Consider the following 22093-nt stretch of genomic DNA (forward strand, 5'->3'; position numbering starts at 1 on the left):
AACCATGGCAACTGCAAAAAAGACGACTCCTGCAACCCCGGCCCGCGCCAAGACAGCGGCCGCCGCACCCGCCAAGAAGGCCGCTGCGAAGGCTCTGGCCGCGCGCAAGGCTCCGGCCGCTCGGGTGGCCATCAAGCCGCTCAAGGAAGTTTTCACCAAGAGCGCGCTGGCGCTGCACTTGGCCGAGCAATCGGGTGTTGAGGCCAAGGCGGTCAAGGCCGTGATGGCGGCGCTGGAGTCGGCGATCCTGGGCTCGGTGCACAAGCGCGGCCAGGGCGAGTTCACCCTGCCGGGCCTGCTGAAGATCGGCGTGCAGAAGGTCGATGCCAAAAAGAAGCGTTTCGGCAAAGATCCGTTCTCCGGCGAGGAGCGCTGGTTCCCGGCCAAGCCCGCATCGGTGCGCATCAAGGCCCGTGCCTTGAAGAAGCTGAAGGACGCGGCGCTCTGATCCCGCTGCGCTGAGCCTGCGCGCCGAACGCCGTGCTTGCCTTGTCGCAGGCACGGCGTTCGCGTTTTCAGCGGCGCAGGAACTTGCCGCGCGCGGCCTGGGTGATCGCCACCACGCAGGGGTGGGTGATGCGCCGCTCGACCGAGATCGCGAAGAATTCCTCCTGTAGCTCCTGTGTGCGGCCGACCACCTCCACGCCGTACTGGGCGCAGGTCTCTTCCTCCAGTACCGTGGGCGTCATGAACACACCGCGGCCTTCGCCGCCGAAGGCTTTGAGCAGGGCCGCGTCGTCGAACTCGCCGATCAGCCGGGGCCGCAGGCCGTGCTCGGCCAGCCACAGGTCGAGCCGCTGGCGCACCGCCGACGATGCGCCCTGGATCAGCATCGGCGCGTCGTCCAGGCACTGCGGGAACACGCCGCGCAGCGTGCGCCGCAGCGGCTTGGCCGCGAAGAAGCTCATGGTGGTGGTGCCCAGCGTGTGGTTGAAGGCCTTGACGCTGGTCTGCCTGCCCATCGCCTCGTCGGCGATCACCAGGTCGATCTTCTGCACCGAGAGCTGGCCCAGCAGGTCACGAAAATGCCCTTCGTGGCAGATCAGCCGCACCGGCTGGCCGATGCCCAGCGCCGGTTCCAGCAGCTTGTAGGCGATCGATTTCGGCACCGCGTCGGCGATGCCCACCCGGAAGTCCAAGCCCCGCTGCGGGTCGCCGCGCGATCCCAGCGCCGTCTCCAGTTCGGCGCCTAGCGCGAAGATGCGGTCGGCATAGCTCAGGGCGGTGTGGCCCTGCGGCGTCAGCTCCACGCCGCGGCCGCTTTTCTGGAACAGCGCGCAGCCCAGCCGGTCCTCCAGCAGCTTGATCTGGCCCGACAGCGTCTGCGGCGTGACGTGCAGTTGCTCGCTGGCGCGCACGATGCCGCCGGCCTTGGCCGCGGCCCAGAAGTAATGCAGATGCTTGAAATTCATGCGGTTTCTGTCGGACGGCAAGCCGCAATATTACGGATAAATCGATGTGAGGGTATCGAAAATTCGACTTTTCTCGAAGTCTTCGCAGAACTACAGTGGTGACAAGCCGCGATACCTTCGGGTACAAACTGCGGTGCTCATCACCTACCAAGGAATCCTCATGAACCAGAATTTCCCGGTCTACGGCACACCGCAATCGACCGATGCGACCACCGCGCAGCGCAACCAGGTGCTGCGCAACACCTACTGGCTGCTGGCCCTGTCGATGCTGCCCACCGTGCTGGGGGCCTGGATCGGCGTCGAGACGGGCATCGCCCGCGCGATGTCGCCCGGCGTCGGCATGGTCGTGTTCTTGGCCGGCGCGTTCGGCTTCATGTTCGCGATCGAGAAGACCAAGAACTCGGCCGCCGGTGTGCCGGTGCTGCTGGCCTTCACCTTCTTCATGGGCGTGATGCTGTCGCGCATGGTCGGCACCGTGCTGGGCCTGGCCAACGGTGCCGGCCTGGTGATGACGGCCTTCGCCGGCACCGGCGCGATCTTCCTCGGCATGGCGACGCTGTCGTCGGTGATCAAGCGCGACCTGTCCTCGATGGGCAAGTGGCTCTTCATCGGCGCGATCATGTTGCTGGTGGCGGGCATCGCCAACTTCTTCCTGCAGTCGAGCGCGCTGATGATCACCCTTGCGGTGCTGGCGATCGGCATCTTCTCGGCCTTCATCCTGTACGACCTGAAGCGTGTGCAGGACGGCCACGAGACCAACTACATCACCGCGACGCTGGGCGTCTACCTGAGCCTCTACAACGTGTTCCAGTCGCTGCTGATGCTGCTGGGCATCGGCGGAGGCCGCGAAGAATGAGCCTCGCGCCACAGGACACCCGGAGCATCGTGACGATCAGCCTGCTGGCGGCCTTCGCCGACGGCGGCAAGCACGAGCGGGAGCGCGAGGAGATCAAGCGTATCGCCGAAGGCCTCTCGGCCGCCGACGGCATCCACCTGCCTACGCTGTACCAGGACGTGCTGATGAAGCGCGTCGCCCTGGCCGACGTGGCCGGCCGGCTGCAGAGCCAGGAGGCCAGGCAGCTGGCCTACGAGATGGCCGTCTGCGTCTGCGATGCCGACGGCACCCAGTCGGCGGCCGAAGTCGCCTTCCTCGGCACGCTGCGGCAGACGCTCGGCCTGGATGCGGAGACCGCCGGCCGCTTCGACGCCGACGCGCAGGCCCTGGCCGCGGTGCCGCTGGCGCCGGCGGCCTCTGCTGCGGCCGCAGCCGGTGCCGCGACCGCTGCGGCCGCCGGTGCCTCCACGCCGATCACCACCATCCCGGCCGACGGCGCGGAGCTCGACAAGTCGATCCTCGACGCCGCCATCCTCAACGGCGCGCTGGAACTGCTGCCCGAGACGCTCTCGACCATGGCCATCATCCCGCTGCAGATGAAGCTGGTCTACCGCATCGGCCAGGCCCACGGCTACCAGCTCGACAGCGGCCATGTGAAGGATTTCCTGGCGACGGTGGGCGTGGGTCTCACCTCGCAGTACCTGGAACAGGCCGGCCGCAAGCTGCTGGGCGGCCTGCTCGGCAAGGTGGGCGGCGGGCTGCTGCGCGGCGTGGGCAACCAGGCCGTCAGCTCCGGCATGAGCTTCGCCAGTACTTACGCGCTGGGGCATGTGGCCAAACGCTACTACGCCGGCGGCCGCACGCTGTCGGCGCAGATGCTGAAGGACGCCTACGCCAGCGTCGCCCAGGAAGCGCAAGGCCTGCAGACGCGTTACCTGCCACAGATCCAGGAGCGTGCCCGCACGCTGGACGCCGGCAAGGTGCTGTCGATGGTGCGCGCGGCCTAGCCGGCACCGCCCAATCGAAAGGCCGCCGGGGCATGCCACGGCGGCCTTTTGCTTCGAGCGAAGGCTGCGGCCCTTCAGAGGGCCGCCGGCCTCACAGTGCCGGAATCCGCAGCTTCTGGCCGGGATAGATCTTGTCCGGGTCGCTCAGCATCGGCTTGTTGGCCTCGAAGATCTTCGGATACTTGTTGGCGTCGCCGTAATACTTCTTGGCGATGGCCGACAGGGTGTCGCCTTTGGCCACGTCGTGGTACTGGGAATCGGCGGCGGCGGCGGCGGCGGCCACGGTGAGCTGGTTGTCCACCTGGGTGACGCTGCTGACGTTGCCGGCGGCCAGGGCGGCCTTCTCGCTGGCTTCCTGCGTCGGGGCCTGGCCGGCCAGGCTGACCTTGGTGGCGGCACCGTCGTAGGTGACCGTCAGGCCGGTGATGCCCAGCTTCTGCGTCTCGATGTACGTCTTGATCGCGGCGCCGGCCTTGGCGTTGAGGTCGTCGGTCGAAGGGGCGGCCGCGGCGGTAGCGGCCGGCGTCGCCGCGTTGGCGTGGCCGAAGAGCTTTTCGCCTGCGTCCTTGATGAAGCTGATGAGACCCATGTGTTTTTCCTTCGGTGCGGTGGTGGTTGCGGAAGCGAACCAATCTAGCCCCGCCGGCGGGCCGACCTGTCAGCGGTTGTCACCCGCGGGAGCAGGATCAGACGGACAGCGGGTCTTCCGCCATCGCCTCCACCTGTTCCTCCAGCATCCGCACCTGGCCGCGCCAGTAGTCGCTGCTGCCGAACCAGGGAAAGTTGATCGCGAAGATCGGATCGTCCCAGCGTCGCGCCAGCCAGGCGCTGTAGTGCAGCAGGCGCAGGGTGCGCAGCGGCTCGATCAGCGCCAGCTCGCGCCGGTCGAAGCGGCGCACCTCCTCGTAGCCGTCGACGAGGGCCGAGAGCTGCCGGGTGCGCTGGCCGCGGTCGCCCGAGAGCAGCATCCACAGGTCCTGCACCGCCGGCCCGGTCCGGGCATCGTCCAGGTCGACGAAGTGCGGCCCGCCGCCCGGCTGCTCCGACGGGGTCCAGAGGATGTTGCCGGGGTGGCAGTCGCCGTGCAGCCGGATCGCGGCCATTGGCAGCGGGCCCTCCGGCGGGCCGTCCGAATAGGCGTCGTCTTCATCGTCGAAAGTGGCCGGGGCCAGCGCGGATAGACGACTTCTAGCTATTGAATTTATAGCAATCTCGACCGCACGGTTCCAATCGCCTCTGACGTCCAACGGAATGAAATCGTGCGACTGCAGCCAAGCCCGGGGTTCGGTCGCGAAGGTTTGCCGGTCGAGCGCCGGCCGGTGGACGAAGGGCCCCGCCGAGCCGACGGTGTGCAGCCGGGCGATGAACCGGCCGATCCACTCCAGCACGTCGAAATCGTCCAGCTCGGGCGGCCGGCCGCCGCGGTTGGGGCTGACGCTGAAGACGAAACCCGCATGGTGGTGGAGCGTGGTGCCGGCGGCCACCAGCGGGGCGACGACGGGCACCTCGGCCACCACCAGTTCGGCGGCGAAGGCGTGCTCTTCGGCGATCTGCGCATCGCTCCATCGGCCGGGGCGGTAGAACTTGGCTACGACCAGGCTGCCGTCCTCCAGCCGCACCTGGTAGACCCGGTTCTCGTAAGAAGAGAGTGCGGTCAGCCGGCCGTCGCCGTAGAAGCCGACCGAGGCCAGGGCATCGAGCACCACGTCGGGCTGCAGGGTTTCGAAGGGGTGTCGGGCGCTGTCTGGGGTGTCTGCTTGCATGCGTGCATTGTGCGCATGCTAAAAAACCGGCGCAGGGCCGGCTTCCTGTGGAATCGCGCGATGGCACCGTACCCAAGGGCCCGGCACAGGTGCATCAGGCGACGACCAGTTCCACTTCGACGTTGTCGCGGGTGGCGTTGGAGTACGGGCACACGTGGTGGGCCGCGTCGACGACCTTCTTCTTCTGCTCGGCGTCGAGGCCGGGCAGGTTGATCTCGAGCTTGACCGCGATGCCGTAGGCGTTGTTCTCGATCGGGCCGAAGGAGACGCTCGCGTCGACCGACACGTCGTCCGGCACCTTCACGCCGACCTTGCCGCTGACGGCCTTCATCGCGCCGATGAAGCAGGCCGAGTAGCCGGCGGCGAACAGCTGCTCGGGATTGGTGCCCGAGCCGCCCGCGCCGCCCATGGCCTTGGGCGTGGACAGGGTCACGCTGAGTGCGCCGTCGTCGGACTTGCTGGTGCCTTCGCGGCCGCCGGTGGTGTGGGCGTGGGCGGTATAGACGACTTTTTCGAGCTTCTTGACCATGGTGCTTCCTTCTGTTTGGATGAGGGGGAGAGACAAAGAAAAAAGTACGCGCTTCGCGCGTCAGGCCGCCGACCGGATCCGGTCGCGCAGCGTCTGCAATTGTCCGGTCAACTCGGCGATCTCGGGCAGAGAACACTGGCTGGCCTGGAGCAGGCAGGCGGGGATGCTGGCGGCGCGCGTCTTCAGGCGGCGGCCGGCAGCGGTAAGGGTGATGTGCACGCGGCGCTCGTCGGCCACGTCGCGCAGCCGGACCAGCAAGCCGGCTGCCTCCATGCGCTTCAACAGCGGGGTAAGAGTGCCCGAGTCGAGCGACAGCCGCGCGCCCAGCTCGGACACCGTCTGGCCGTCCTGTTCCCACAGCACCATCATCGTGAGGTATTGGGGATACGTCAGGCCGAGCTTGTCGAGCTTGGGCTTGTAGAGCTTGGTGATGGCCAGCGACGCCGAGTACAGGGCGAAGCACAGCTGGTGGTCCAGTTGCAGCATCGTGTCGGGGCTGGGGGTCGTGGGCATGGGAGTAATGTAGCGCTCTATCCAATTGTGTGCAATTGAATTACGAAAGACCCTGACGGCACCTGGTGCGGCGTCGGGTGGCACGGTCGGCGTGCGGTCAGCGCACACCGATTACGTTCTACCCGATGTACCACCGCGTCAATAGCGGCAGAGGCCTTCACCGGTCTTGCGGCCCAGGCGGCCGGCAGCCACCATTTCCTTCAGGAGCACTTAGAGCGGCTAACACAACCCTTCTGGCGTCGTTGCCGCACCTTGTCGTACTACTCGTACTCTCTGCGATGCGGCGCCTAGCCAGAACCGCTTCGCTGGGTTGTGTTAGCCGCTCTTAAAGTGTATGACACGCTCTAACGCAACTCGGCCCGGAACCGCCGCTACGTCAGTGCCTATGCCGGCGCGATGGCGAACGAGAGCTGGTCGACCCACGGTGGCATCGCCGCTGCGCTTGTTCGGCGCGTGGGCCTGGAACAGGGGCGAGGGCATCGGCCATTGTGGCAAAGCGGCCCGTGCCCGCACGACGGCGCATGCCCCGGCTTGGATTACAGTGCCCGGTTTCCACCCACCACCGCCCGCGAAAGGCCCCGCTCCCCATGACGACCCCCATCGGCTCGCCCTTGTCTTCTTCGGCCACCCGTGTGATGCTGCTCGGCTCCGGCGAACTGGGCAAGGAGGTGCTGATCGCGCTGCAGCGCCTGGGCGTGGAAACCATCGCGGTCGACCGCTACGAGAACGCGCCCGGCCAGCAGGTGGCCCACCATGCGCGCACCATCACGATGAGCGATCCGTCCCAGCTGAAAGCGCTGATCGAGGCCGAGCGGCCGATGCTGGTGGTGCCCGAGATCGAAGCGATCGCCACCCCGATGCTGCAGGAGCTGGAAGAGGCCGGCACCGTGCGCGTGGTGCCCACCGCCCGGGCCGCCCGCCTGACGATGGACCGCGAAGGCATCCGCCGCCTGGCCGCCGAGACCCTGCGGGTGCCCACCAGCCCCTACCGTTTCTGCGACTCGCTCGAAGAGCTGCAGGGCGCGATCGACGGCGCCGACGGCGAGCCGGGCATCGGCTACCCCTGCATCGTCAAGCCGGTAATGAGCAGCTCGGGCAAGGGCCAGAGCAAGATTTCCGGCCAGTGCGACGTGCAGAACGCCTGGGACTACGCGATGGCCGGCGGCCGGGTCAGCCACGGCCGGGTGATCGTCGAGGGCTTCATCGACTTCGACTACGAGATCACGCTGCTGACGGTGCGCGCCCTGGACTCCGCCGGCGACGTGCGTACCGTCTTTTGCGAGCCGATCGGCCACCTGCAGGTCAGCGGCGACTATGTCGAGAGCTGGCAGCCGCACCCTGTGGCGCCGAAGGCCCTGGCCCGCGCGCAGGACATCGCCCTGGCCGTCACCGGCAACCTGGGCATGACCCGCGACGGCTCGCCCGGCGGCCTGGGCCTGTTCGGGGTGGAGCTGTTCGTCAAGGGCGAGGAGGTCTGGTTCAGCGAGGTCAGCCCCCGGCCGCACGACACCGGCATGGTGACCCTGGCCACCCAGTGGCAGAACGAGTTCGAGCTGCACGCCCGCGCCATCCTGGGCCTGCCGGTCGACACCACCCTGAAGAGCCCGGGCGCCAGCGCGGTGATCTACGGCGGCGTGGACGCCACCGGCATCGTGTTCGACGGCGTAGCCGAGGCCCTGGCCGTGCCGGGCGTGGACCTCCGCCTCTTCGGCAAGCCCGAGAGCTTCGTCAAGCGCCGTATGGGCGTCGCGCTGGCCCACGCCGACACGGTCGAGCAGGCCCGGGCCCGGGCGCTGCAGGCCGCCGAGAAGGTGCGGCCCCGCACGGCCTGATTCCACGATAAAAAGGGCTGCAGCCGGCGCGGGACGCTGGCTAACAGCTATCGATTTCGTAGCAGGCCCGCCGTCGAGCGGCTCTGCACCGGCTTCACTGGAACGCCACCTCCGCGAAGCTGCGCAGCTTGCGGCTGTGCAGCCGGTCGACGCCGCCTTCGCGCAGGATGTCGATCGCCCGGATGCCGATACGCAGGTGCTGGTCGACGCGCTCGCGATAGAAGTGGTTGGCCATGCCGGGCAGCTTGATCTCGCCGTGCAGCGGTTTGTCGCTCACGCAGAGCAGCGTGCCGTAGGGCACCCGGAAGCGGAAGCCGTTGGCCGCGATGGTGGCGCTTTCCATGTCGAGCGCCACCGCGCGGCTCTGGCTGAAGCGGCGCTGGGGCTCGTTCTCGGGCAGCAGCTCCCAGTTGCGGTTGTCGGTGCTGGCCACGGTGCCGGTGCGCATGATGCGCTTGAGCGCCGGGCCGTCGAGGCCGGTCACGTCCTCCACCGCGGTTTCCAGCGCCATCTGGATTTCGGCCAGCGCGGGGATCGGCACCCACAGCGGCAACTCTTCGTCGAGCACATGGTCCTCGCGCACGTAGCCGTGGGCCAGCACGTAGTCGCCCAGGCGCTGGCTGTTGCGCAGGCCGGCGCAGTGGCCCAGCATCATCCAGGCGTGCGGCCGCAGGACGGCGATGTGGTCGGTGATCGTCTTGGCGTTGGACGGGCCCACGCCGATGTTGACCATGGTGATACCGCTGTGGTCGGCCCGCACCAGATGGTAGGCCGGCATCTGCGGCAGGCGCGGCGGCGCGATTCCCGAGGGCTCTTCCAGCATGCGCGCCAGCGCGTCGCCCGTCTCGCCCGGCGGCAGGCCGATGCGCCGGGTGACCACGTTGCCGGGCTCGACGAAGGCGATGTATTCGCCTTCGGGGTCGGCCATGGCGGCATGGCCCAGTCGGACGAACTCGTCGATGTAGAACTGGTAGTTGGTGAACAGCACGAAGTTCTGGAACCACTCGGGCGCGGTGCCGGTGTAGTGGCGCAGCCGGTGCAGCGAGTAGTCGACCCGGGGCGCGGTGAAAAGCGCCAGCGGCTGCGCCTCGCCGGGCAGCGCGCGGCGGGTGCCGTTGGCGATGCCGTCGTCCATCGCGGCCAGGTCGGGCAGATCGAACACGTCGCGCATCAGCATGCGGCGCTCGTCGCTCAGGTTGCCCTCGATGTGGTCGTTCCGCACGAAGGAGAAGTGCACCGGGATCGGCTGGCTGCTGGTGCCCACCTCCAGCTCGACGCCGTGGCTGTTGCCGAGCAGCCGGAACTGCTCGCGGAAATAGCGGGCGAAGAGGTCGGGCCGGGTCAGCGTCGTCTCGAAGGTGCCGGGCCCTTCGACGAAGCCGTAGGCGAGCGACGACGCGGCGCGCGCCACTGTCTCGGTGTGGACGCGGACATAGGGATAGCAGGCCCGGACGTGGCCCGGCAGTGTCTCGCCGGCGACGAAGCGCTGCATCGCGCCCCGCAAATGGGCGAGCCCCGCTTCATAGAGCGACCGGACCTGCGCGAGCGCGGCGTCGGGGTCCGAAAAGCGCTGCTTGGCGACGAAGGGCGGCATGAAAGGTGGCGTGTGCGACATCGAACTATTGTGCAACGTGTAACAGGCGGAAAAGTCCTACAAGGCCGCGCGCCGGGCCCTGACTGCTGGGCGCATGGGGTCTGCCTACATTCAATCCGTCGCTTCTGCATACACACGTTACATGCAGCGCATCCCAAACCGCCTTGACCGGCCCCCTTCCAGGAAGGAAATTTTCATGAGCACGACCGCCACCCTCGCCGCGAACCCTTTCGCCCTGATGATGGAGCCGCAAGCGGTGCTGAAGGCGATGGAACATTCCGATGCCCTGCGCAACCTGAAACTGCGCCGCATCCAGCCACTCGACATTCTGCCCATTCCGAAGAAGGATGCCGCCTCGACCGCCTTCGACAAGGAAATCGACGAAGCCAGCTTCCCACTGTGGCGCGACCTGATCTCCAGCACCGACCCTGATTTCTTCCCGATGCTCTTCAGCTGACACCCGCGGTGGGCAGGCCGCTCGTACGGCCGCATGCAAGACAGGCGCCCTGACTGCGAGGATCGTCCTCGCAGGCGCTGTTGCTTTCCCGGGGGGCGATCGGCCACCCGCACGTCATTCGCCGTCGGGTGCCGGAGTGCGCAGCGTGACCAGCTCCTCGGCCAGGGTCGGGTGGATGCCCACGGTGCTGTCGAACAGCTTCTTGGTTGCACCCGCCCGCAGCGCTACCGCGAAACCCTGCACGATCTCGCCCGCATCCGGCCCGACCACGTGCAGGCCCACGACCAGATCGCTGGCGGCGTCCACCACCAGCTTCACCAAAGTGCGCTCGTCCCGGCCCGACAGGGTGTGGCGCAGGGCGCGGAAGTCGGCTCGGAACAGCGTCACCTTGCCGTACTTCTCACGCGCCGCTGTCTCGGTCAGGCCCACGGTGCCGATGTTCGGATGGGTGAATACAGCAGTGGGCACGTATTCGTAGTCCATGCGGCGCCTGCCGTCGCCGAATAGATGGTCGACCAGCGCCATCGCCTCGCCCAGCGCCACCGGTGTCAGTTGCATGCGCGACGAAACGTCGCCGATCGCATGGATCGACGGCACGTTGGTGCGGTAGTGCGCATCGACCGCGATCGCGCCCTTGTCGGTGGTGCGCAGCGCGACGTTTTCCAGTCCCAGGCCGGTGGTGTTGGCGACCCGGCCGGTGGCGTAGAGCACCGCGTCGGCCTCCAGCTGCCCGCCGCCGGCCAGCGTCAGCAGCAGGCTGCCGTCGTCCTGGCGGACGATCGCCGCGATCTCGCAGTTGAGCCTGATGTCGATGCCGGTCTTGCCCATCTCGGATGCGATGAAGGTCTGCACGTCGTGGTCGAAGCCGCGCAGCAGCCGGCCGCCGCGCTGCACCAGCGTCACCTCGGCGCCGAGGCCGCGGAAGATCGAGGCGAACTCGCAGGCGATGTAGCCGCCGCCGGCCACCACCAGCCGCCGCGGGAACGGGTCGATGTCGAACATCGCCTCGGACGTCAGCACCAGGTCCTTGCCGGGAATGTCGGGCACGTGGGGCCGCCCGCCGGTAGCGACCAGGATGTGGCGGGCGCTGAAGCGCTGCTTGCCCACCACCACCTCGTGCGGCCCGCAGATCTGCGCCCAACCCTCGACGATGCGCACGCCCGCGCTGTGCAGCAACTGGGTGTAGATGTCGTTGAGGCGGCCGATCTCCTTGGCGCGCGCCTTTTTCAGCATGTCGAAGTCGAAGCTGGGCGCCGCCTGCGTCCAGCCGTAGCCGCGCGCTTCCTCGAAGGCCTCGGCATAGCCCGCGGCATAGCTGTAGAGCTTCTTCGGGATGCAGCCCACGTTGACGCAGGTGCCCCCCATGGCCGCCGCCTCGGCGACCGCCACCCGCTGGCCGCGCTGCGCGGCCATGCGCGCGGCCCGCACGCCGCCGCTGCCGGCGCCGATGACGAAGAGGTCGAAGTCGTGTTCTTTCTGCATGGATTTCCCGGGGGAGGCGGGCGGCGCCGCGGAGGGCGGGGGCAAGGGCGCGGCGTCGCGCCCCCCCCGGGAGCCGCCTGGATAATCGGACGATGAACGATACCCGCGATTTGTCCGCCGCATCGACCGCCGATGCCTTCTCCCGCCTGGCGCTGCCGCCCCGCATGCTCGCCAACCTGGAGGCGCTCGGCTACCGGGCGATGACGCCGATCCAGGGCGCCAGCCTGCCGCCCGCGCTGCTCGGCAAGGACCTGATCGCCCAGGCCGCGACCGGCAGCGGCAAGACGGCCGCCTTCGCGCTGGCGCTGCTGGCCAAGCTCAATGCGCGCCGCTTCGCCGTCCAGGCCCTGGTGCTGTGCCCCACCCGTGAACTGGCCGACCAGGTCAGCACCGAGATCCGCCGCCTGGCCCGGGCCGAGGAGAACATCAAGCTGGTGACACTCTGCGGCGGCGTGCCGCTGCGCGCCCAGACCGCCAGCCTGGAGCACGGCGCCCACATCGTGGTCGGCACGCCGGGCCGCATCCTGGACCACCTCGACCGCGGCCACCTCGACCTGTCGGCACTCAACACCCTGGTGCTCGACGAGGCCGACCGGATGCTCGACATGGGCTTCGTCGACGACATCGCCAAGGTGGCACGCCAGTGCCCGCCCGCGCGGCAGACGCTGCTGTTTTCGGCCACCTACCCGGAGGGCATCGCGCGGCTGGCGCAGAAGTTCATGCGCGATCCGCAGCAGGTGACGGTCGAAGCGCAGCACAGCGCCGGCAAGATCCGCCAGCAGTGGTACGAGGTGCGGGAGGACGAGCGGCTGCATGCGGTCTCGCTGCTGCTCAACCATTTCAGGCCGGCCAGCACGCTGGCCTTCTGCAACACCAAGCAGCAGTGCCGCGACTTGGCCGATGTGCTGCATGCCCAGGGTATCCTGGCCCTGGCGCTGCACGGCGAGCTGGAGCAGCGCGACCGCGATCAGGTGCTGGTGCAGTTCGCCAATGCAAGCTGCTCGGTCCTGGTTGCGACCGACGTGGCGGCGCGCGGCCTCGACATCGCGCAGCTGGCGGCGGTTATCAACGTCGACACCACGCCCGACGCGGAGGTGCACATCCACCGCATCGGCCGCACCGGCCGGGGCGATGCCGAAGGCCTTGTGCTCAACCTGGCGAGCTTGAACGAGATGGGCAGCGTGGGCAGGATCGAGCAGCTGCAGGGCCGCGAATCCGAATGGCACGAACTGGGCGAGCTGGTGCCCACCGGCAACGGCCCGCTGGTGCCGCCGATGGCGACGCTGCAGATCGCCGGTGGCCGCAAGGAGAAGATCCGCGCCGGCGACGTGCTGGGCGCATTGACCGGCGAAGCCGGCTTCGCGAAGGACCAGGTCGGCAAGATCAGCGTGAACGATTTCTCGACCTACGTCGCGGTAGACCGCCGCATCGCCCGCGAAGCCGAGAAGCGCCTGTCGGCCGGGCGGATCAAGGGCAAGAGCGTGAAGGTGCGGCTGCTGTAGCGATGGTCGGAGGGCGGCGCGGAAATTTTTTCTGCGCGGGATGCATCCGTCCGCATCCGCCGGGGGTAGTACCGGCAGCGGCACCACAAGCTGCTGTCATCAACCTCTGGAGAAGACCATGCAAAGCCTGTCCCCCACCCGTCGCGTTTTCGCCCGTTCCTCCGCCGTGCTCGGCTCCGTGGCCACTGCCGCACTGCTGGCCGCCTGCGGCTCGATGGCGCCGATGGGCCCTACCGTCCCCTATTCGCAGGCCAGCCTGCCGCCGACGGTGCAGGTGCCTGCCGGCAACAAGGTCGCATGGGAAACCGTCGGCAGCGGCGACATCACCTACGAATGCCGCGACAAGGTCGGCATGCCCGGTCAGACCGAATGGGTCTTCGTCGGCCCCGACGCTGTACTGAAGGACCGCGCCGGCAAGCAGGTCGGCAAGTACTACGGCCCGCCCGCCACCTGGGAAGCCAACGACGGCTCCAAGCTCACCGCCACCCAACTGGCCGTGGCCCCCGCCGGTGCCGGCAACCTGCCGTACCAGCTGGTGAAGGCCAACCCGGCGATGGGCGTCGGCGCCCTGACCGGCGTCACCTACATCCAGCGCGTGGCCCTGAAGGGCGGCGTGGCACCGGCCGACAAGCCCTGCACCGCGATGACCCGGGGCCAGAAAAGCACGGTGAAGTACCAGGCCGACTATATCTTCTGGAAGGCCGCGTAAGCACGATCGAGATATGCCGCCGCAGCTCGGGCCGCGGTGCTTGCGCGGTCTCCGCAACGGCGGCGGTCCGCAATCGTTCGGCAACGGTCGTGATCGGAAGCGGCATCTACGATGCACTGCACTACCATGGGCAGGTCCGCTCCCCGTGGCCGCCGTGGCGTGCATCGGGGCCGATCCCTCTCGCCGCCGCCGACCCGTGCCCGCCAACGACATCTTCGACCACGACGCCGCGCTGCTGGCCTGCGCCCGTGGCGACCGTCTTGCCCTGCAGGGCATCTACGAGCGCGAGTCGCGCTTCCTGATGGGCGTGGCTCTGCGCATCGTGCGTGAGCGCCAACAGGCCGAGGACGTGCTGCACGACGCCTTCGTGTCGATCTGGAGCCGTGCTGCCAGCTTCGACCCCGCCCGGGGCGAAGGCCGCGGTTGGATCTACAGCGTGGTACGCCATGCCGCCCTGAACCGGGTGCGGGCTGGTGTCCGCGAGGTGGCGCTGGACGAGGAGGCGGCCGCCGCAGTCGACGACGAGGCGGCGCTGCAGGCCCATCGCGCCAGCGACGCCTTCGAGCTGCATGCCGACCTGGGCCGGCTGCAGGCGTGTCTGCTGCGCCTGGAACCCGCGCGCCGCGAGTGCATCCTGTATGCCTATCTGGAGGGTTGCTCCCACGGCGAGATCGCCGCACGGCTCAGCACGCCGCTGGGCACGGTGAAGGCCTGGATCCAGCGCGGCATGGGCGCCTTGCGGGAGTGCATGGCATGAGCCGGTCCGTCTCCCGCAGCGCGATGGCGCCGTTTCATCCCCGGCCACGAAAGGCCGCCACCATGAGTACGACCGTCCCACTTCCCGAACCGCAGGACGTCCGCGACGCGATGCGTGCGCTGGCGGCCGAATATGTGCTGGGCACGCTGTCGGCCGAAAGCCGCTGCAGGGTTGAGCAGCGCATGGAGCGCGAGCCCGCCCTGCGCGCCGCCGTGGAAGGCTGGGAGGCGCGCCTGCTGCCCCTGGTCGCCCTGGTGCCGCCGGTGGAAACGTCGCCCGGCGTCTGGGCCCGCATCGCTCAGAGCGTGGACCGCATCGGCGCCGCACCGGAGCCGACACCGCGGCGCGAGGGCGCCGCACGTCCCGCTGCCGGGCCGGGCTGGTGGCGGTCGCTGCCGGTATGGCGCGGCCTGAGCGGTGCAGGCTTCGCCACCGCGGCGGTGCTGGCCGCCCTGCTGGTGCGCCAGCTGCAGGCGCCGGTGCCGATGCCCGAATACATGGTGGTGCTGGTCGCACCGCAGGGGCAGTCGGCCGGCTGGGTGGTGCAGGCCGGCGCCCGTCGGCAGCTCGATCTAATCCCGCTCGCCGATACCGCAGTGCCGACCGAGAAGACGCTGCAGTTCTGGACCAAGGCCGACGGCTGGAACAGACCGCGTTCTCTGGGCCTGGTGGAACCCGGCCATGCGGTGCGCATCCCGCTGGACCGGCTGCCGCCGCTGCAGCCCGACCAGCTGTTCGAGCTGACGCTGGAGCCCGCGGGCGGCTCGCCGCTCGACCGGCCGACCGGGCCGATCCGGTTCAGCGGCCGCGCGGTCAAGGTTACGACCTAGCAGGTAGTACGCGTGCTGCGCCGGCGCAGGGTTGGCTTTCCCTGAGAAGGTGTGAAAGCACCGCAGCGAGCAAGCCCGAGTGCGCGTCTTGGACCGGAGCCGTGCTCTCGTACGGTGAGGACCGCAGGCGCGCGATCGGGCTGCGCAGCAGGTTCGCTCACGCCTTCTCAGCGGACGATGATCTCGACCCGCCGGTTGCGCGGCTCGGCGGTGTTGTCGCGGGTCGGCACTGCCGGCTCCCGCTCGCCGCGCCCGGCGGCCTCGAGCCGGCTGGCCGGGAAGCGGCGCGCGACGAACATGTCGCGCACCTCGTTGGCCCGGCGCAGGGACAGCGTGTCGTTGAGTTCGGTCGCGCCCAGCGTGTCGGTATGGCCGACGATCAGGATCTCGCCGCCCGGGAACTGGGTGGCGGTGTCGAGCACGTTGCCGATGGTGCGGGCCGATTCCGGCGCCAGCTTGGTGGTGCCGGTCAAAAAATAGACCACGAAGCGCTGGCTCTTGGGCGGCGCGCTGGAGAAGAGCGGCGCATAGCCCTGTCGCACCGCGCCCGCCTCGAGCTGCTGTACCTGCGGCGCCTTGCCGGCGCTGGCGCTGGCCTGCGCATACGGCGTGTCGATCTTCAGTTGCGCATCGCCCGAGCGCAGCACCACTGCCGACGGCGAGCCGTCTTCCTGCGGCAGCAGCACCACCCGGGTGGTGGGACCCGCGGGCGGCGGTGGGGGCGGGGCGGCGCAGCCGGCGGCCAGAACCGTCAGGGCCACCAGGGCCGGGGCGTACAGGGGGCGCAGATTCACTTGGCCGCCTCAGCCTCGGCCACTTCGACGATGAAGTCGGTACCCAGGATGCCGACGGTCGAGGTGGGTGTTTCCACCTGGACGGCCTCGGGCCGCTTCTTGCCGATCAGGCCGGTGACCATGCGCATCGTGCCGCGCAGCAGCGACACGCCCATGTTGCCGTCGTGCGTGGTCGAGTCGAAGGCGAAGGATTTCAGCTCCATCTGGCTCTGCGGCCCGATGACCATGACCGAGCCGTCGCGCAGCACCACGCTGGCCGAGCCGTCCGCCCCGGTGACGATGCGGTCGGCGGCGTTGAGCGCATCGCCCGACTGCAGCGGGCGCTCGCCCCTGGCGTTCTGCACCATCACGGCGCCGCCGACGACCTTGGCGGTGCCTGCGCGGACATGCTGGGCCGCGGCGGAACCTGCGGCCGTGGCCGCAAAGACGGCCACCAGGGATAAAAGGCTTGTAATCTTCATGGTCTGCTCCTCACACATGCGGTCGCGAATGCTACGTCAGTCTGCAATCCATATGATCTTGTTGCTTTTTGTTGCATTCTGCCTCGATTTTGCGCCGACCCGGACGCCTACGGCCGGGCCCTGCCGGTGATCTGTTTGCTGCAGCGGGTGAGCGAAGCCGAAGTCCGCATCGGTGGCGAGCCGGTCGGCCGGATCGGCCACGGGCTGTTGCTGCTGCTCTGCGCCGAGCGGAGCGACACCGACGCGGAAGCCGAGCGGCTCCTGGCCAAGCTCCTGAAGCTGCGCATTTTCCCGGACGCCGACGGCAAGATGAACCGCAGCGTACAAGAGGTGGCGGGCGGCCTGCTCGTCGTGAGCCAGTTCACCCTGGCGGCCGATACCTCCGGCGGCACCCGCCCCGGTTTTTCGCGCGCCGCGCCGCCGGCCGAGGGGGAACGGCTGTACGACCACTTCGTGGCCCGGGCCCGCGCGCTGCATCCGGTGGTGCAGACCGGCCGCTTCGGCGCCGACATGCGGGTGCAGCTCGTCAACGACGGGCCGGTGACCATTCCGCTGACGGTACGCCCGGCGTAGCGCCGGGCTCTAAAGTGCCGGTTCTCCGCTGCCGGAGCCGTCGGCGCGGAGGCCTGCTGCGACTGCGGCTGCGGGTGCGGCGCCTGAGAGCCGCTGCTGCACCCAGGCGCACCAGGCCGCCACCGCCGCATCGCCCTTGCGGGCCGGGGCCGCGGCGCCCCCGGCGGCGGCCAGGTGCGGCCAGCGTTGCAGGCATTCGCGGCAGATGCTGGTGAGCTGCCACAGCGCTTCACGGCCCATCACCACCGCTTCGGCCACCTGCTGGTCGTCGCCGCCGCCCTGGTCGAGCAGGTAGGCCGGCTGGTCGGGGTGGGTGCCGGCTTCGATCAAAATCTGCCGCAGGCCGGCCATGCGCGCGGCCATCCAGTGGGCGGGGGAATCGCCCGGGCCGGTCGGCAGGGCGGCCTTCCAGTCGGCCCATTGCTCGAACGCCTCGGCCAGCAGGCGCAACTGGTGGGCGGCCAGTTCGGCGTCGCCCGCGCTCGCGACGGGAATCGCGTCCTGCAGCAGGCCGAGCAGTTCGGCCGTCAGCACCTTCGGAAAGGCGCGCTGGTTGAGCTGCAGCACCAGCGCCAGGTGGTGGGGCGAGGCCTCGCCGAACTTGTGCGCCATCGCGGCGACGAGTTCGGCCGACAGCAGCACCTGCCCCAGCGGCGAGATGTCGGCGGCCTTGGCGCCGCGCGGATAGCCGCTGCCGTCGAGCCGCTCGTGGTGCTCGAAGACGGCGGTCACCGCATCTTCGGCATACACCTTCTGGGCGCGCAGCAGGATCATCGAGGTGATCGGGTGCGCCCGCAGGTGGCGGCGCTCGGCGTCGGCCATGGTGCGCTGGGCCTGCAGCCAGACCTGGTCCATGTGCAGCATGCCCAGGTCGCGCAGCAGGCTGGCGGCGGCCAGCGACTGCATCTGCGCGGCCGGCAGCTTCAGGCGGGTGCCCAGGTACAGCGCCACCAGCAGCGCCTGCAGGCCCTGCTGCAGCAGCGCCGGGTGCTGGTCGCGCATGAGGGTTAGCTTGAGGGCGACCGGCGCCGGCAACGGCACCGCGCGCAGCGGCAGCACCATCGGGTCGGGGGTGCCCAGCCGGGCGGCCATCCGCCGGGGCAGCGGGGCGCTGGTGCAGAGGCCGCGCGCCATCGTCTCCAGTTCGGGCAGGCCCAGCATGCCTTCGACCGCCATGTGCTGGTCGATCGATTCGCTCAGTCGGTGCTGCAGGAGCCGGTCGTACAGGTTGCGGTCGATCCGCGCGCCCTTCTCGATCAGCTTGGTGCCGTTGACCGCATAGATCGCGTCGTGGGCGCTGACGACGCGGGCATCGCAGAAGTCGCCCAGGGCGCGGCGGTAGTGGCTCTCGTCGAGCGCTTCGGGCGGAATGGCGGGGGCGGTCATCGCGAAGGGTGGCGTCCGTTCGGTACAGGCCTGGGGCCGATGGGCTTGACCCTATCAGAAACGGTTTTCGCCTCCGGGCGCGGGTGCCTCCTGGCCGGAGCCCGTGCACTGCAGGTTTCGTGCCGCGCTCAGTACGGGCTGGGATAGCCGAGGGCGGCCAGGATCTCCACCTCGCGCGCTTCCATCGCCTCGGCGTCTTCGTCGCCCGTCTCGTGGTCCCAGCCCTGGGCATGCAGGGTGCCGTGCACCAGCAGGTGGGCGTAGTGCGCCTCGAGCGACTTGCCGTTCTCGGCGGCCTCGCGCGCCACCACCGGCGCGCAGAGCACCAGGTCGGCGGTCACCACCGGCTCCCGGGTGTAGTCGAAAGTCAGCACGTTGGTGGCGTAGTCCTTGCCGCGGTAGCTGCGGTTGAGCGACCGGCCTTCCTCGGCCTCGACGATCCGCACGGTGATCTCGCCCTCGGCCTCCAGCGCGTGGCGGATCCAGCGCGCGACGCGGTGGCGAGGCAGGGCGGCCCGGTGCACGGACGCGTCATGGAAGCGGGCGAACTGCAAGGAGAGCGACAGTGGATTCAACATGAAATCGGCTTCCAGCCGGCGCCGTTCGCCGACCTATAGCTATTTAATTGATAGCAAAGGCGTGGGCGGATCAGTCGCGGCGCCGGGCGGCGGCCGCGCTCGGCCGGCTGGCGGCGTCGTAGGCGTCGACGATGCGCGCGACCAGCGGGTGGCGCACCACGTCGGCGGTGGTGAAGCGGGTCACCGCGATGCCCTTGGTGCGCTTCAATACCCGCTCGGCGTCGATCAGGCCGCTCATCGCGCCCTTGGGCAGGTCGATCTGGCTCACATCGCCGGTGACGACCGCCTTGGCGCCGAAGCCGATGCGGGTCAGGAACATCTTCATCTGCTCGGGCGTGGTGTTCTGCGCCTCGTCCAGGATCACGAAGGCGTTGGTCAGCGTGCGGCCGCGCATGAAGGCCAGCGGCGCGATCTCGAGCGCATTGCGCTCGAAGGCTTTCTGCACCCGGTCGTAGCCCATCAGGTCGTAGAGCGCGTCGTAGAGCGGCCGCAGGTACGGGTCGACCTTCTGGCTCAGGTCGCCGGGCAGGAAGCCCAGCCGCTCGCCCGCTTCCACCGCCGGCCGGGTCAGCACGATGCGCTGCACCGCGCTGCGCTCCAGCGCATCCACCGCGCAGGCCACCGCCAGGTAGGTCTTGCCGGTGCCGGCCGGGCCGATGCCGAAGGTGATGTCGTGGCCGGCGATTTTCTCGAGGTACGTCGCCTGGGTGGGCGTGCGGGCGCGCAGGTCGGTGCGGCGGGTGGTCAGGGTGATGTCGCCGCCCGGAAGCTCGGCCGTCGCCGCATCGCCCGCCAGCATCAGCTGCAGCGTGCCGGGCGCGACCGGCCGCTCGGCCATCTCGTAGACCGCCTGCAGCACCTCCATCGCCTGCTGCGCACGGGCCTTGGGGCCGTCGATCTTGAACTGCTCGTGCCGGTGCGCGATCTTCACGTCCAGCGCGCGCTCGATAGTGCGCAGATGCTCGTCCATCGCGCCGCAGAGGTTGGCGAGGCGGGCGTTGTTGAGGGGGGTGAAGGTGTGGCGGGCGATCATGGGGGACTTGCGGGTAGGACTGGTATTGTCACAGCCTCTGAAGAGGTCGGTGCATATGAATGTGCCGGTAGGCGTGAGTGTCTCGGCACGTCGAATACATGCATAGAACGAAGGAACGATATGGCGATTCTTGAAGGGATTCGGATTCAAAATTTTCGGTCGCTAAAAGACGTGACGTTAGGCCAGACCTTTGAGCGGCGAAAGGTACATGTATTGCCTCGATTGGTCGCGTTGATCGGCGCCAATGGTGTGGGCAAGTCAACATTACTCGACGCACTTGGATTTTTGGGAGACTGCTTAGGGGAGGGCGTTGAAGCTGCTTGCGACAAGCCGCACAGAGGTGGATTTGAGCGAATCCGAACATTGGGGGCTGACGAACCGATCAAGTTTGAAGTTCGTTATCGACGCATAGCAAGTGAGCGTCCGATCAGCTATAGCCTGCACATCGATCTCGATAAGCACGGCCGAACTGTCGTTGTGTACGAAAGACTGAGGCAGCGCCGTTTCGGTAGTCCTAATGGGCCACCTTACACGTTCTTGGAACTGGAGCATGGCGAAGGCTATGCCTGTACTGGTCAGGAGTTAGATGGCAAGGAAGGAAAGGAGCGTTCTACCGTCAAGATGAGCGACCGCCAGGTACTTGGTATATCGACACTGGGGACCTTGGTCGATCATCCGCGTATCGGCGCATTTCGCGAGTTTCTTGCTGGATGGTACCTTTCGTATTTTGTGCCAGAGCTGGCACGTAGCCAGCCTATGGCCGGAGCCGATCCACACCTGAATCGTCGTGGTGACAATTTAGCCAAGTATTTGCAGTACATCGAGCGAGAAAAGCCTAGCGGGTTCAAAGCCGCGCTTGACCTGATTGCGCAGAAGCTTCCAGGAATTGAAGCGATTAAATGGACGCGTGCCCCCGATCGAAGATTGCTCTTGGAGTTTCATTCCAAGGGCTATGACAAGCCGTTTTTTCAGCAAGACATGTCTGACGGATCTTTGAAACTGCTGGCATATCTATTGCTGATGGAGGATCCAGATCCGGCACCTCTTGTAGGTATCGAGGAGCCAGAAAATGGGCTGCATCACCAACTGCTCATGTTGTTGGCTGGTGAATTAAAGGCGTTTTCTAGTCAAGCTAAGGGCCCACAGGTGCTGGTTACAACGCATTCACCAAACTTTGTGGATGCACTAACGCCGCAGGAGGTTTGGATTCTTGACAAAAAGGACGATGGTTTTTCAACCCTAACCAGGGCTGCAGACCTCCCGGATATACAGGCTTTGTTCGATGAAGGTATTCCAATGGGAAGTCTTTGGTACAGCAACCATTTTGGGATTGGCAATCCATGAGTTGGATCGAAGTTTGCGTCGAAGGCGCATCGGACGTGCCGGCCGTTCGAGAGGTACTGACTAGAAGATTTGGACTTGCCGAAAATATTAACTTTCGGATCCATGCACACCGGGGTAAAGGACGTCTGCCAACCAATCCTCTTAAACCTCCTGAAATCAGGCATCAGGGCCTGCTTGACGTGCTGCCTGCCAAGCTGCGCGGATGGGGTAAATCGTTGCCTCAAAATGCTGCGGTGCTGGTTGTCGTGGACGTGGACGACACGCCGTGCCACTCGCTTTTATCGGATTTGCAGCAGATGCTTAAGGCGTTACCCGCCCCCGTCCCTCGAGTTCTTTTTAGGCTGGCGATTGAAGAAACCGAAAGTTGGTTCATCGCTGATATTCCAGCGATGAAGAAAGCATATCCAGGAAAACTTAAAGTGGCGAAGTTAACCGGCATTTTGCCAGACTCGATTATTGGTGCTAGCGAACGGCTGGCCGGGTCCATCGGCATTCCTCCTGATACCGTGACGGGGTTGACAAAAATGCAGTGGGCGCAGCGCATCGTTCCGCATCTTAATTTGCAAGACGCTCCATCACCCAGCTTGCGTAAGTTGGTTTCAGGAGTTGAACGACTTCTTGACGAGGTTGGCAAATCCAAGCCGGCTATCGGCAATTTTTAAGGCAGAGGCACGAATTTATTGAGGCACAACGACCTTGGTC

The 22093-nt window shown here is 67.5% G+C and carries 24 protein-coding genes; 12 read left to right on the top strand and 12 right to left on the bottom strand.

Features of this window, described 5'->3' with window-relative positions; all coding sequences use genetic code 11:
* The first annotated feature begins 4 nt into the window (after positions 1-4).
* The gene (locus DFQ15_RS07590) at positions 5-448 is read left to right on the top strand and encodes an HU family DNA-binding protein (RefSeq protein WP_110465399.1); all 444 of its coding nucleotides are present in this window, start codon (positions 5-7) and stop codon (positions 446-448) included.
* A gap of 67 nt (positions 449-515) precedes the next feature.
* Here DFQ15_RS07590 and nhaR read toward each other — a convergent pair whose 3' ends face one another.
* Positions 516-1412, bottom strand: coding sequence for a transcriptional activator NhaR (gene nhaR / locus DFQ15_RS07595; protein WP_055836397.1), 897 nt, complete (start codon positions 1410-1412; stop codon positions 516-518).
* A gap of 160 nt (positions 1413-1572) precedes the next feature.
* Here nhaR and DFQ15_RS07600 point away from each other — a divergent pair, with 160 nt between their 5' ends.
* On the top strand, positions 1573-2268 hold the full coding sequence (locus DFQ15_RS07600) for a Bax inhibitor-1/YccA family protein (protein WP_110465400.1): 696 nt from the start codon (positions 1573-1575) through the stop codon (positions 2266-2268).
* Positions 2265-3254, top strand: coding sequence for a YcjF family protein (locus DFQ15_RS07605; RefSeq protein WP_110465401.1), 990 nt, complete (start codon positions 2265-2267; stop codon positions 3252-3254). The genes DFQ15_RS07600 and DFQ15_RS07605 overlap by 4 nt, the downstream gene beginning before the upstream one ends.
* A gap of 91 nt (positions 3255-3345) precedes the next feature.
* On the opposite strand, the gene lysM is transcribed toward DFQ15_RS07605, so the two are convergent.
* From lysM to DFQ15_RS07625, 4 genes are all read right to left on the bottom strand, one after another.
* A complete protein-coding gene (lysM, locus tag DFQ15_RS07610) occupies positions 3346-3843 on the bottom strand; it encodes a peptidoglycan-binding protein LysM (RefSeq protein WP_110465402.1) in 498 nt (165 codons plus the stop codon).
* A gap of 97 nt (positions 3844-3940) precedes the next feature.
* Positions 3941-5017, bottom strand: a complete 1077-nt coding sequence (locus DFQ15_RS07615) for a serine/threonine protein kinase (RefSeq protein WP_110465403.1) — start codon at positions 5015-5017, stop codon at positions 3941-3943.
* Positions 5018-5111: 94 nt separating this feature from the next.
* Complete coding sequence (locus DFQ15_RS07620) at positions 5112-5546, bottom strand: organic hydroperoxide resistance protein (RefSeq protein WP_110465404.1); 435 nt, start codon at positions 5544-5546, stop codon at positions 5112-5114.
* Positions 5547-5606: 60 nt separating this feature from the next.
* On the bottom strand, positions 5607-6059 hold the full coding sequence (locus tag DFQ15_RS07625) for a MarR family winged helix-turn-helix transcriptional regulator (RefSeq protein WP_110465405.1): 453 nt from the start codon (positions 6057-6059) through the stop codon (positions 5607-5609).
* 587 nt (positions 6060-6646) lie between these two features.
* On the opposite strand from DFQ15_RS07625, the gene purT reads away from it, so the two are divergent.
* Entirely contained in the window at positions 6647-7891 is a 1245-nt protein-coding gene (purT, locus tag DFQ15_RS07630; RefSeq protein WP_110465406.1) for a formate-dependent phosphoribosylglycinamide formyltransferase, read from the top strand.
* A 94-nt stretch (positions 7892-7985) separates the two neighbouring features.
* On the opposite strand, the gene DFQ15_RS07635 is transcribed toward purT, so the two are convergent.
* Entirely contained in the window at positions 7986-9485 is a 1500-nt protein-coding gene (locus tag DFQ15_RS07635; RefSeq protein WP_233504340.1) for an AMP nucleosidase, read from the bottom strand.
* Between the two features lie 196 nt (positions 9486-9681).
* On the opposite strand from DFQ15_RS07635, the gene DFQ15_RS07640 reads away from it, so the two are divergent.
* Positions 9682-9942, top strand: coding sequence for a hypothetical protein (locus DFQ15_RS07640; RefSeq protein WP_199399835.1), 261 nt, complete (start codon positions 9682-9684; stop codon positions 9940-9942).
* A gap of 114 nt (positions 9943-10056) precedes the next feature.
* Here the strand turns inward: DFQ15_RS07640 and gorA are convergent, their stop codons facing one another.
* Complete coding sequence (gorA, locus tag DFQ15_RS07645; RefSeq protein ID WP_110465408.1) at positions 10057-11424, bottom strand: glutathione-disulfide reductase; 1368 nt, start codon at positions 11422-11424, stop codon at positions 10057-10059.
* Positions 11425-11516: 92 nt separating this feature from the next.
* On the opposite strand from gorA, the gene dbpA reads away from it, so the two are divergent.
* The 4 genes from dbpA (at position 11517) to DFQ15_RS07665 (ending at position 15222) form a co-directional block, all read left to right on the top strand.
* Entirely contained in the window at positions 11517-12926 is a 1410-nt protein-coding gene (gene dbpA / locus DFQ15_RS07650; RefSeq protein ID WP_110465409.1) for an ATP-dependent RNA helicase DbpA, read from the top strand.
* A gap of 118 nt (positions 12927-13044) precedes the next feature.
* Positions 13045-13635, top strand: a complete 591-nt coding sequence (locus DFQ15_RS07655; protein WP_110465410.1) for a DUF3455 domain-containing protein — start codon at positions 13045-13047, stop codon at positions 13633-13635.
* Between the two features lie 196 nt (positions 13636-13831).
* Complete coding sequence (locus DFQ15_RS07660; RefSeq protein ID WP_233504341.1) at positions 13832-14392, top strand: sigma-70 family RNA polymerase sigma factor; 561 nt, start codon at positions 13832-13834, stop codon at positions 14390-14392.
* A 62-nt stretch (positions 14393-14454) separates the two neighbouring features.
* Entirely contained in the window at positions 14455-15222 is a 768-nt protein-coding gene (locus DFQ15_RS07665) for an anti-sigma factor (protein WP_110465412.1), read from the top strand.
* A gap of 167 nt (positions 15223-15389) precedes the next feature.
* On the opposite strand, the gene DFQ15_RS07670 is transcribed toward DFQ15_RS07665, so the two are convergent.
* Positions 15390-16016 carry an OmpA family protein gene (locus DFQ15_RS07670; protein WP_110465413.1) on the bottom strand — a complete coding sequence of 209 codons (627 nt, stop codon included), beginning with the start codon at positions 16014-16016 and terminating at the stop codon, positions 15390-15392.
* Positions 16013-16477: a FecR family protein gene (locus tag DFQ15_RS07675; RefSeq protein ID WP_110465414.1), complete on the bottom strand. Its 465-nt coding sequence runs from the start codon at positions 16475-16477 to the stop codon at positions 16013-16015. Before DFQ15_RS07675 ends, DFQ15_RS07670 begins: the two co-directional genes overlap by 4 nt.
* A gap of 126 nt (positions 16478-16603) precedes the next feature.
* Between DFQ15_RS07675 and dtd the strand changes: the two genes are divergently transcribed.
* Positions 16604-17050 (top strand): D-aminoacyl-tRNA deacylase, encoded by a 447-nt coding sequence (dtd, locus tag DFQ15_RS07680; protein ID WP_110465415.1) that lies wholly within the window; start codon positions 16604-16606, stop codon positions 17048-17050.
* 9 nt (positions 17051-17059) lie between these two features.
* On the opposite strand, the gene DFQ15_RS07685 is transcribed toward dtd, so the two are convergent.
* From DFQ15_RS07685 to DFQ15_RS07695, 3 genes are all read right to left on the bottom strand, one after another.
* Positions 17060-18436, bottom strand: coding sequence for an HD-GYP domain-containing protein (locus DFQ15_RS07685; protein ID WP_110465416.1), 1377 nt, complete (start codon positions 18434-18436; stop codon positions 17060-17062).
* A gap of 128 nt (positions 18437-18564) precedes the next feature.
* The gene (gene ybeY, locus DFQ15_RS07690; protein ID WP_110465417.1) at positions 18565-19014 is read right to left on the bottom strand and encodes an rRNA maturation RNase YbeY; all 450 of its coding nucleotides are present in this window, start codon (positions 19012-19014) and stop codon (positions 18565-18567) included.
* Positions 19015-19084: 70 nt separating this feature from the next.
* Positions 19085-20047: a PhoH family protein gene (locus DFQ15_RS07695; RefSeq protein ID WP_110465418.1), complete on the bottom strand. Its 963-nt coding sequence runs from the start codon at positions 20045-20047 to the stop codon at positions 19085-19087.
* 120 nt (positions 20048-20167) lie between these two features.
* Between DFQ15_RS07695 and DFQ15_RS07700 the strand changes: the two genes are divergently transcribed.
* Both DFQ15_RS07700 and DFQ15_RS07705 read left to right on the top strand, forming a co-directional pair.
* On the top strand, positions 20168-21391 hold the full coding sequence (locus DFQ15_RS07700; RefSeq protein WP_110465419.1) for an AAA family ATPase: 1224 nt from the start codon (positions 20168-20170) through the stop codon (positions 21389-21391).
* Positions 21388-22053: a DUF4276 family protein gene (locus DFQ15_RS07705; protein ID WP_110465420.1), complete on the top strand. Its 666-nt coding sequence runs from the start codon at positions 21388-21390 to the stop codon at positions 22051-22053. Before DFQ15_RS07700 ends, DFQ15_RS07705 begins: the two co-directional genes overlap by 4 nt.
* The last annotated feature ends 40 nt before the right edge of the window (positions 22054-22093 follow it).

Origin of the sequence: Xylophilus ampelinus, assembly GCF_003217575.1 — a bacterium.
GTDB classification, from domain to species: Bacteria; Pseudomonadota; Gammaproteobacteria; order Burkholderiales; family Burkholderiaceae_C; genus Xylophilus; species Xylophilus ampelinus.

Excerpts from the sequence above, each read along its gene's own strand:
- DFQ15_RS07590 (WP_110465399.1), top strand. The coding sequence starts at position 5 with ATGGCAACTGCAAAAAAGACGACTCCTGCAACCCCGGCCCGCGCCAAG.
- nhaR (WP_055836397.1), bottom strand. The coding sequence starts at position 1,412 with ATGAATTTCAAGCATCTGCATTACTTCTGGGCCGCGGCCAAGGCCGGC.
- DFQ15_RS07600 (WP_110465400.1), top strand. The coding sequence starts at position 1,573 with ATGAACCAGAATTTCCCGGTCTACGGCACACCGCAATCGACCGATGCG.
- DFQ15_RS07605 (WP_110465401.1), top strand. The coding sequence starts at position 2,265 with ATGAGCCTCGCGCCACAGGACACCCGGAGCATCGTGACGATCAGCCTG.
- lysM (WP_110465402.1), bottom strand. The coding sequence starts at position 3,843 with ATGGGTCTCATCAGCTTCATCAAGGACGCAGGCGAAAAGCTCTTCGGC.
- DFQ15_RS07615 (WP_110465403.1), bottom strand. The coding sequence starts at position 5,017 with ATGCAAGCAGACACCCCAGACAGCGCCCGACACCCCTTCGAAACCCTG.
- DFQ15_RS07620 (WP_110465404.1), bottom strand. The coding sequence starts at position 5,546 with ATGGTCAAGAAGCTCGAAAAAGTCGTCTATACCGCCCACGCCCACACC.
- DFQ15_RS07625 (WP_110465405.1), bottom strand. The coding sequence starts at position 6,059 with ATGCCCACGACCCCCAGCCCCGACACGATGCTGCAACTGGACCACCAG.
- purT (WP_110465406.1), top strand. The coding sequence starts at position 6,647 with ATGACGACCCCCATCGGCTCGCCCTTGTCTTCTTCGGCCACCCGTGTG.
- DFQ15_RS07635 (WP_233504340.1), bottom strand. The coding sequence starts at position 9,485 with ATGCCGCCCTTCGTCGCCAAGCAGCGCTTTTCGGACCCCGACGCCGCG.
- DFQ15_RS07640 (WP_199399835.1), top strand. The coding sequence starts at position 9,682 with ATGAGCACGACCGCCACCCTCGCCGCGAACCCTTTCGCCCTGATGATG.
- gorA (WP_110465408.1), bottom strand. The coding sequence starts at position 11,424 with ATGCAGAAAGAACACGACTTCGACCTCTTCGTCATCGGCGCCGGCAGC.
- dbpA (WP_110465409.1), top strand. The coding sequence starts at position 11,517 with ATGAACGATACCCGCGATTTGTCCGCCGCATCGACCGCCGATGCCTTC.
- DFQ15_RS07655 (WP_110465410.1), top strand. The coding sequence starts at position 13,045 with ATGCAAAGCCTGTCCCCCACCCGTCGCGTTTTCGCCCGTTCCTCCGCC.
- DFQ15_RS07665 (WP_110465412.1), top strand. The coding sequence starts at position 14,455 with ATGAGTACGACCGTCCCACTTCCCGAACCGCAGGACGTCCGCGACGCG.
- DFQ15_RS07675 (WP_110465414.1), bottom strand. The coding sequence starts at position 16,477 with ATGAAGATTACAAGCCTTTTATCCCTGGTGGCCGTCTTTGCGGCCACG.
- DFQ15_RS07685 (WP_110465416.1), bottom strand. The coding sequence starts at position 18,436 with ATGACCGCCCCCGCCATTCCGCCCGAAGCGCTCGACGAGAGCCACTAC.
- ybeY (WP_110465417.1), bottom strand. The coding sequence starts at position 19,014 with ATGTTGAATCCACTGTCGCTCTCCTTGCAGTTCGCCCGCTTCCATGAC.
- DFQ15_RS07695 (WP_110465418.1), bottom strand. The coding sequence starts at position 20,047 with ATGATCGCCCGCCACACCTTCACCCCCCTCAACAACGCCCGCCTCGCC.
- DFQ15_RS07700 (WP_110465419.1), top strand. The coding sequence starts at position 20,168 with ATGGCGATTCTTGAAGGGATTCGGATTCAAAATTTTCGGTCGCTAAAA.
- DFQ15_RS07705 (WP_110465420.1), top strand. The coding sequence starts at position 21,388 with ATGAGTTGGATCGAAGTTTGCGTCGAAGGCGCATCGGACGTGCCGGCC.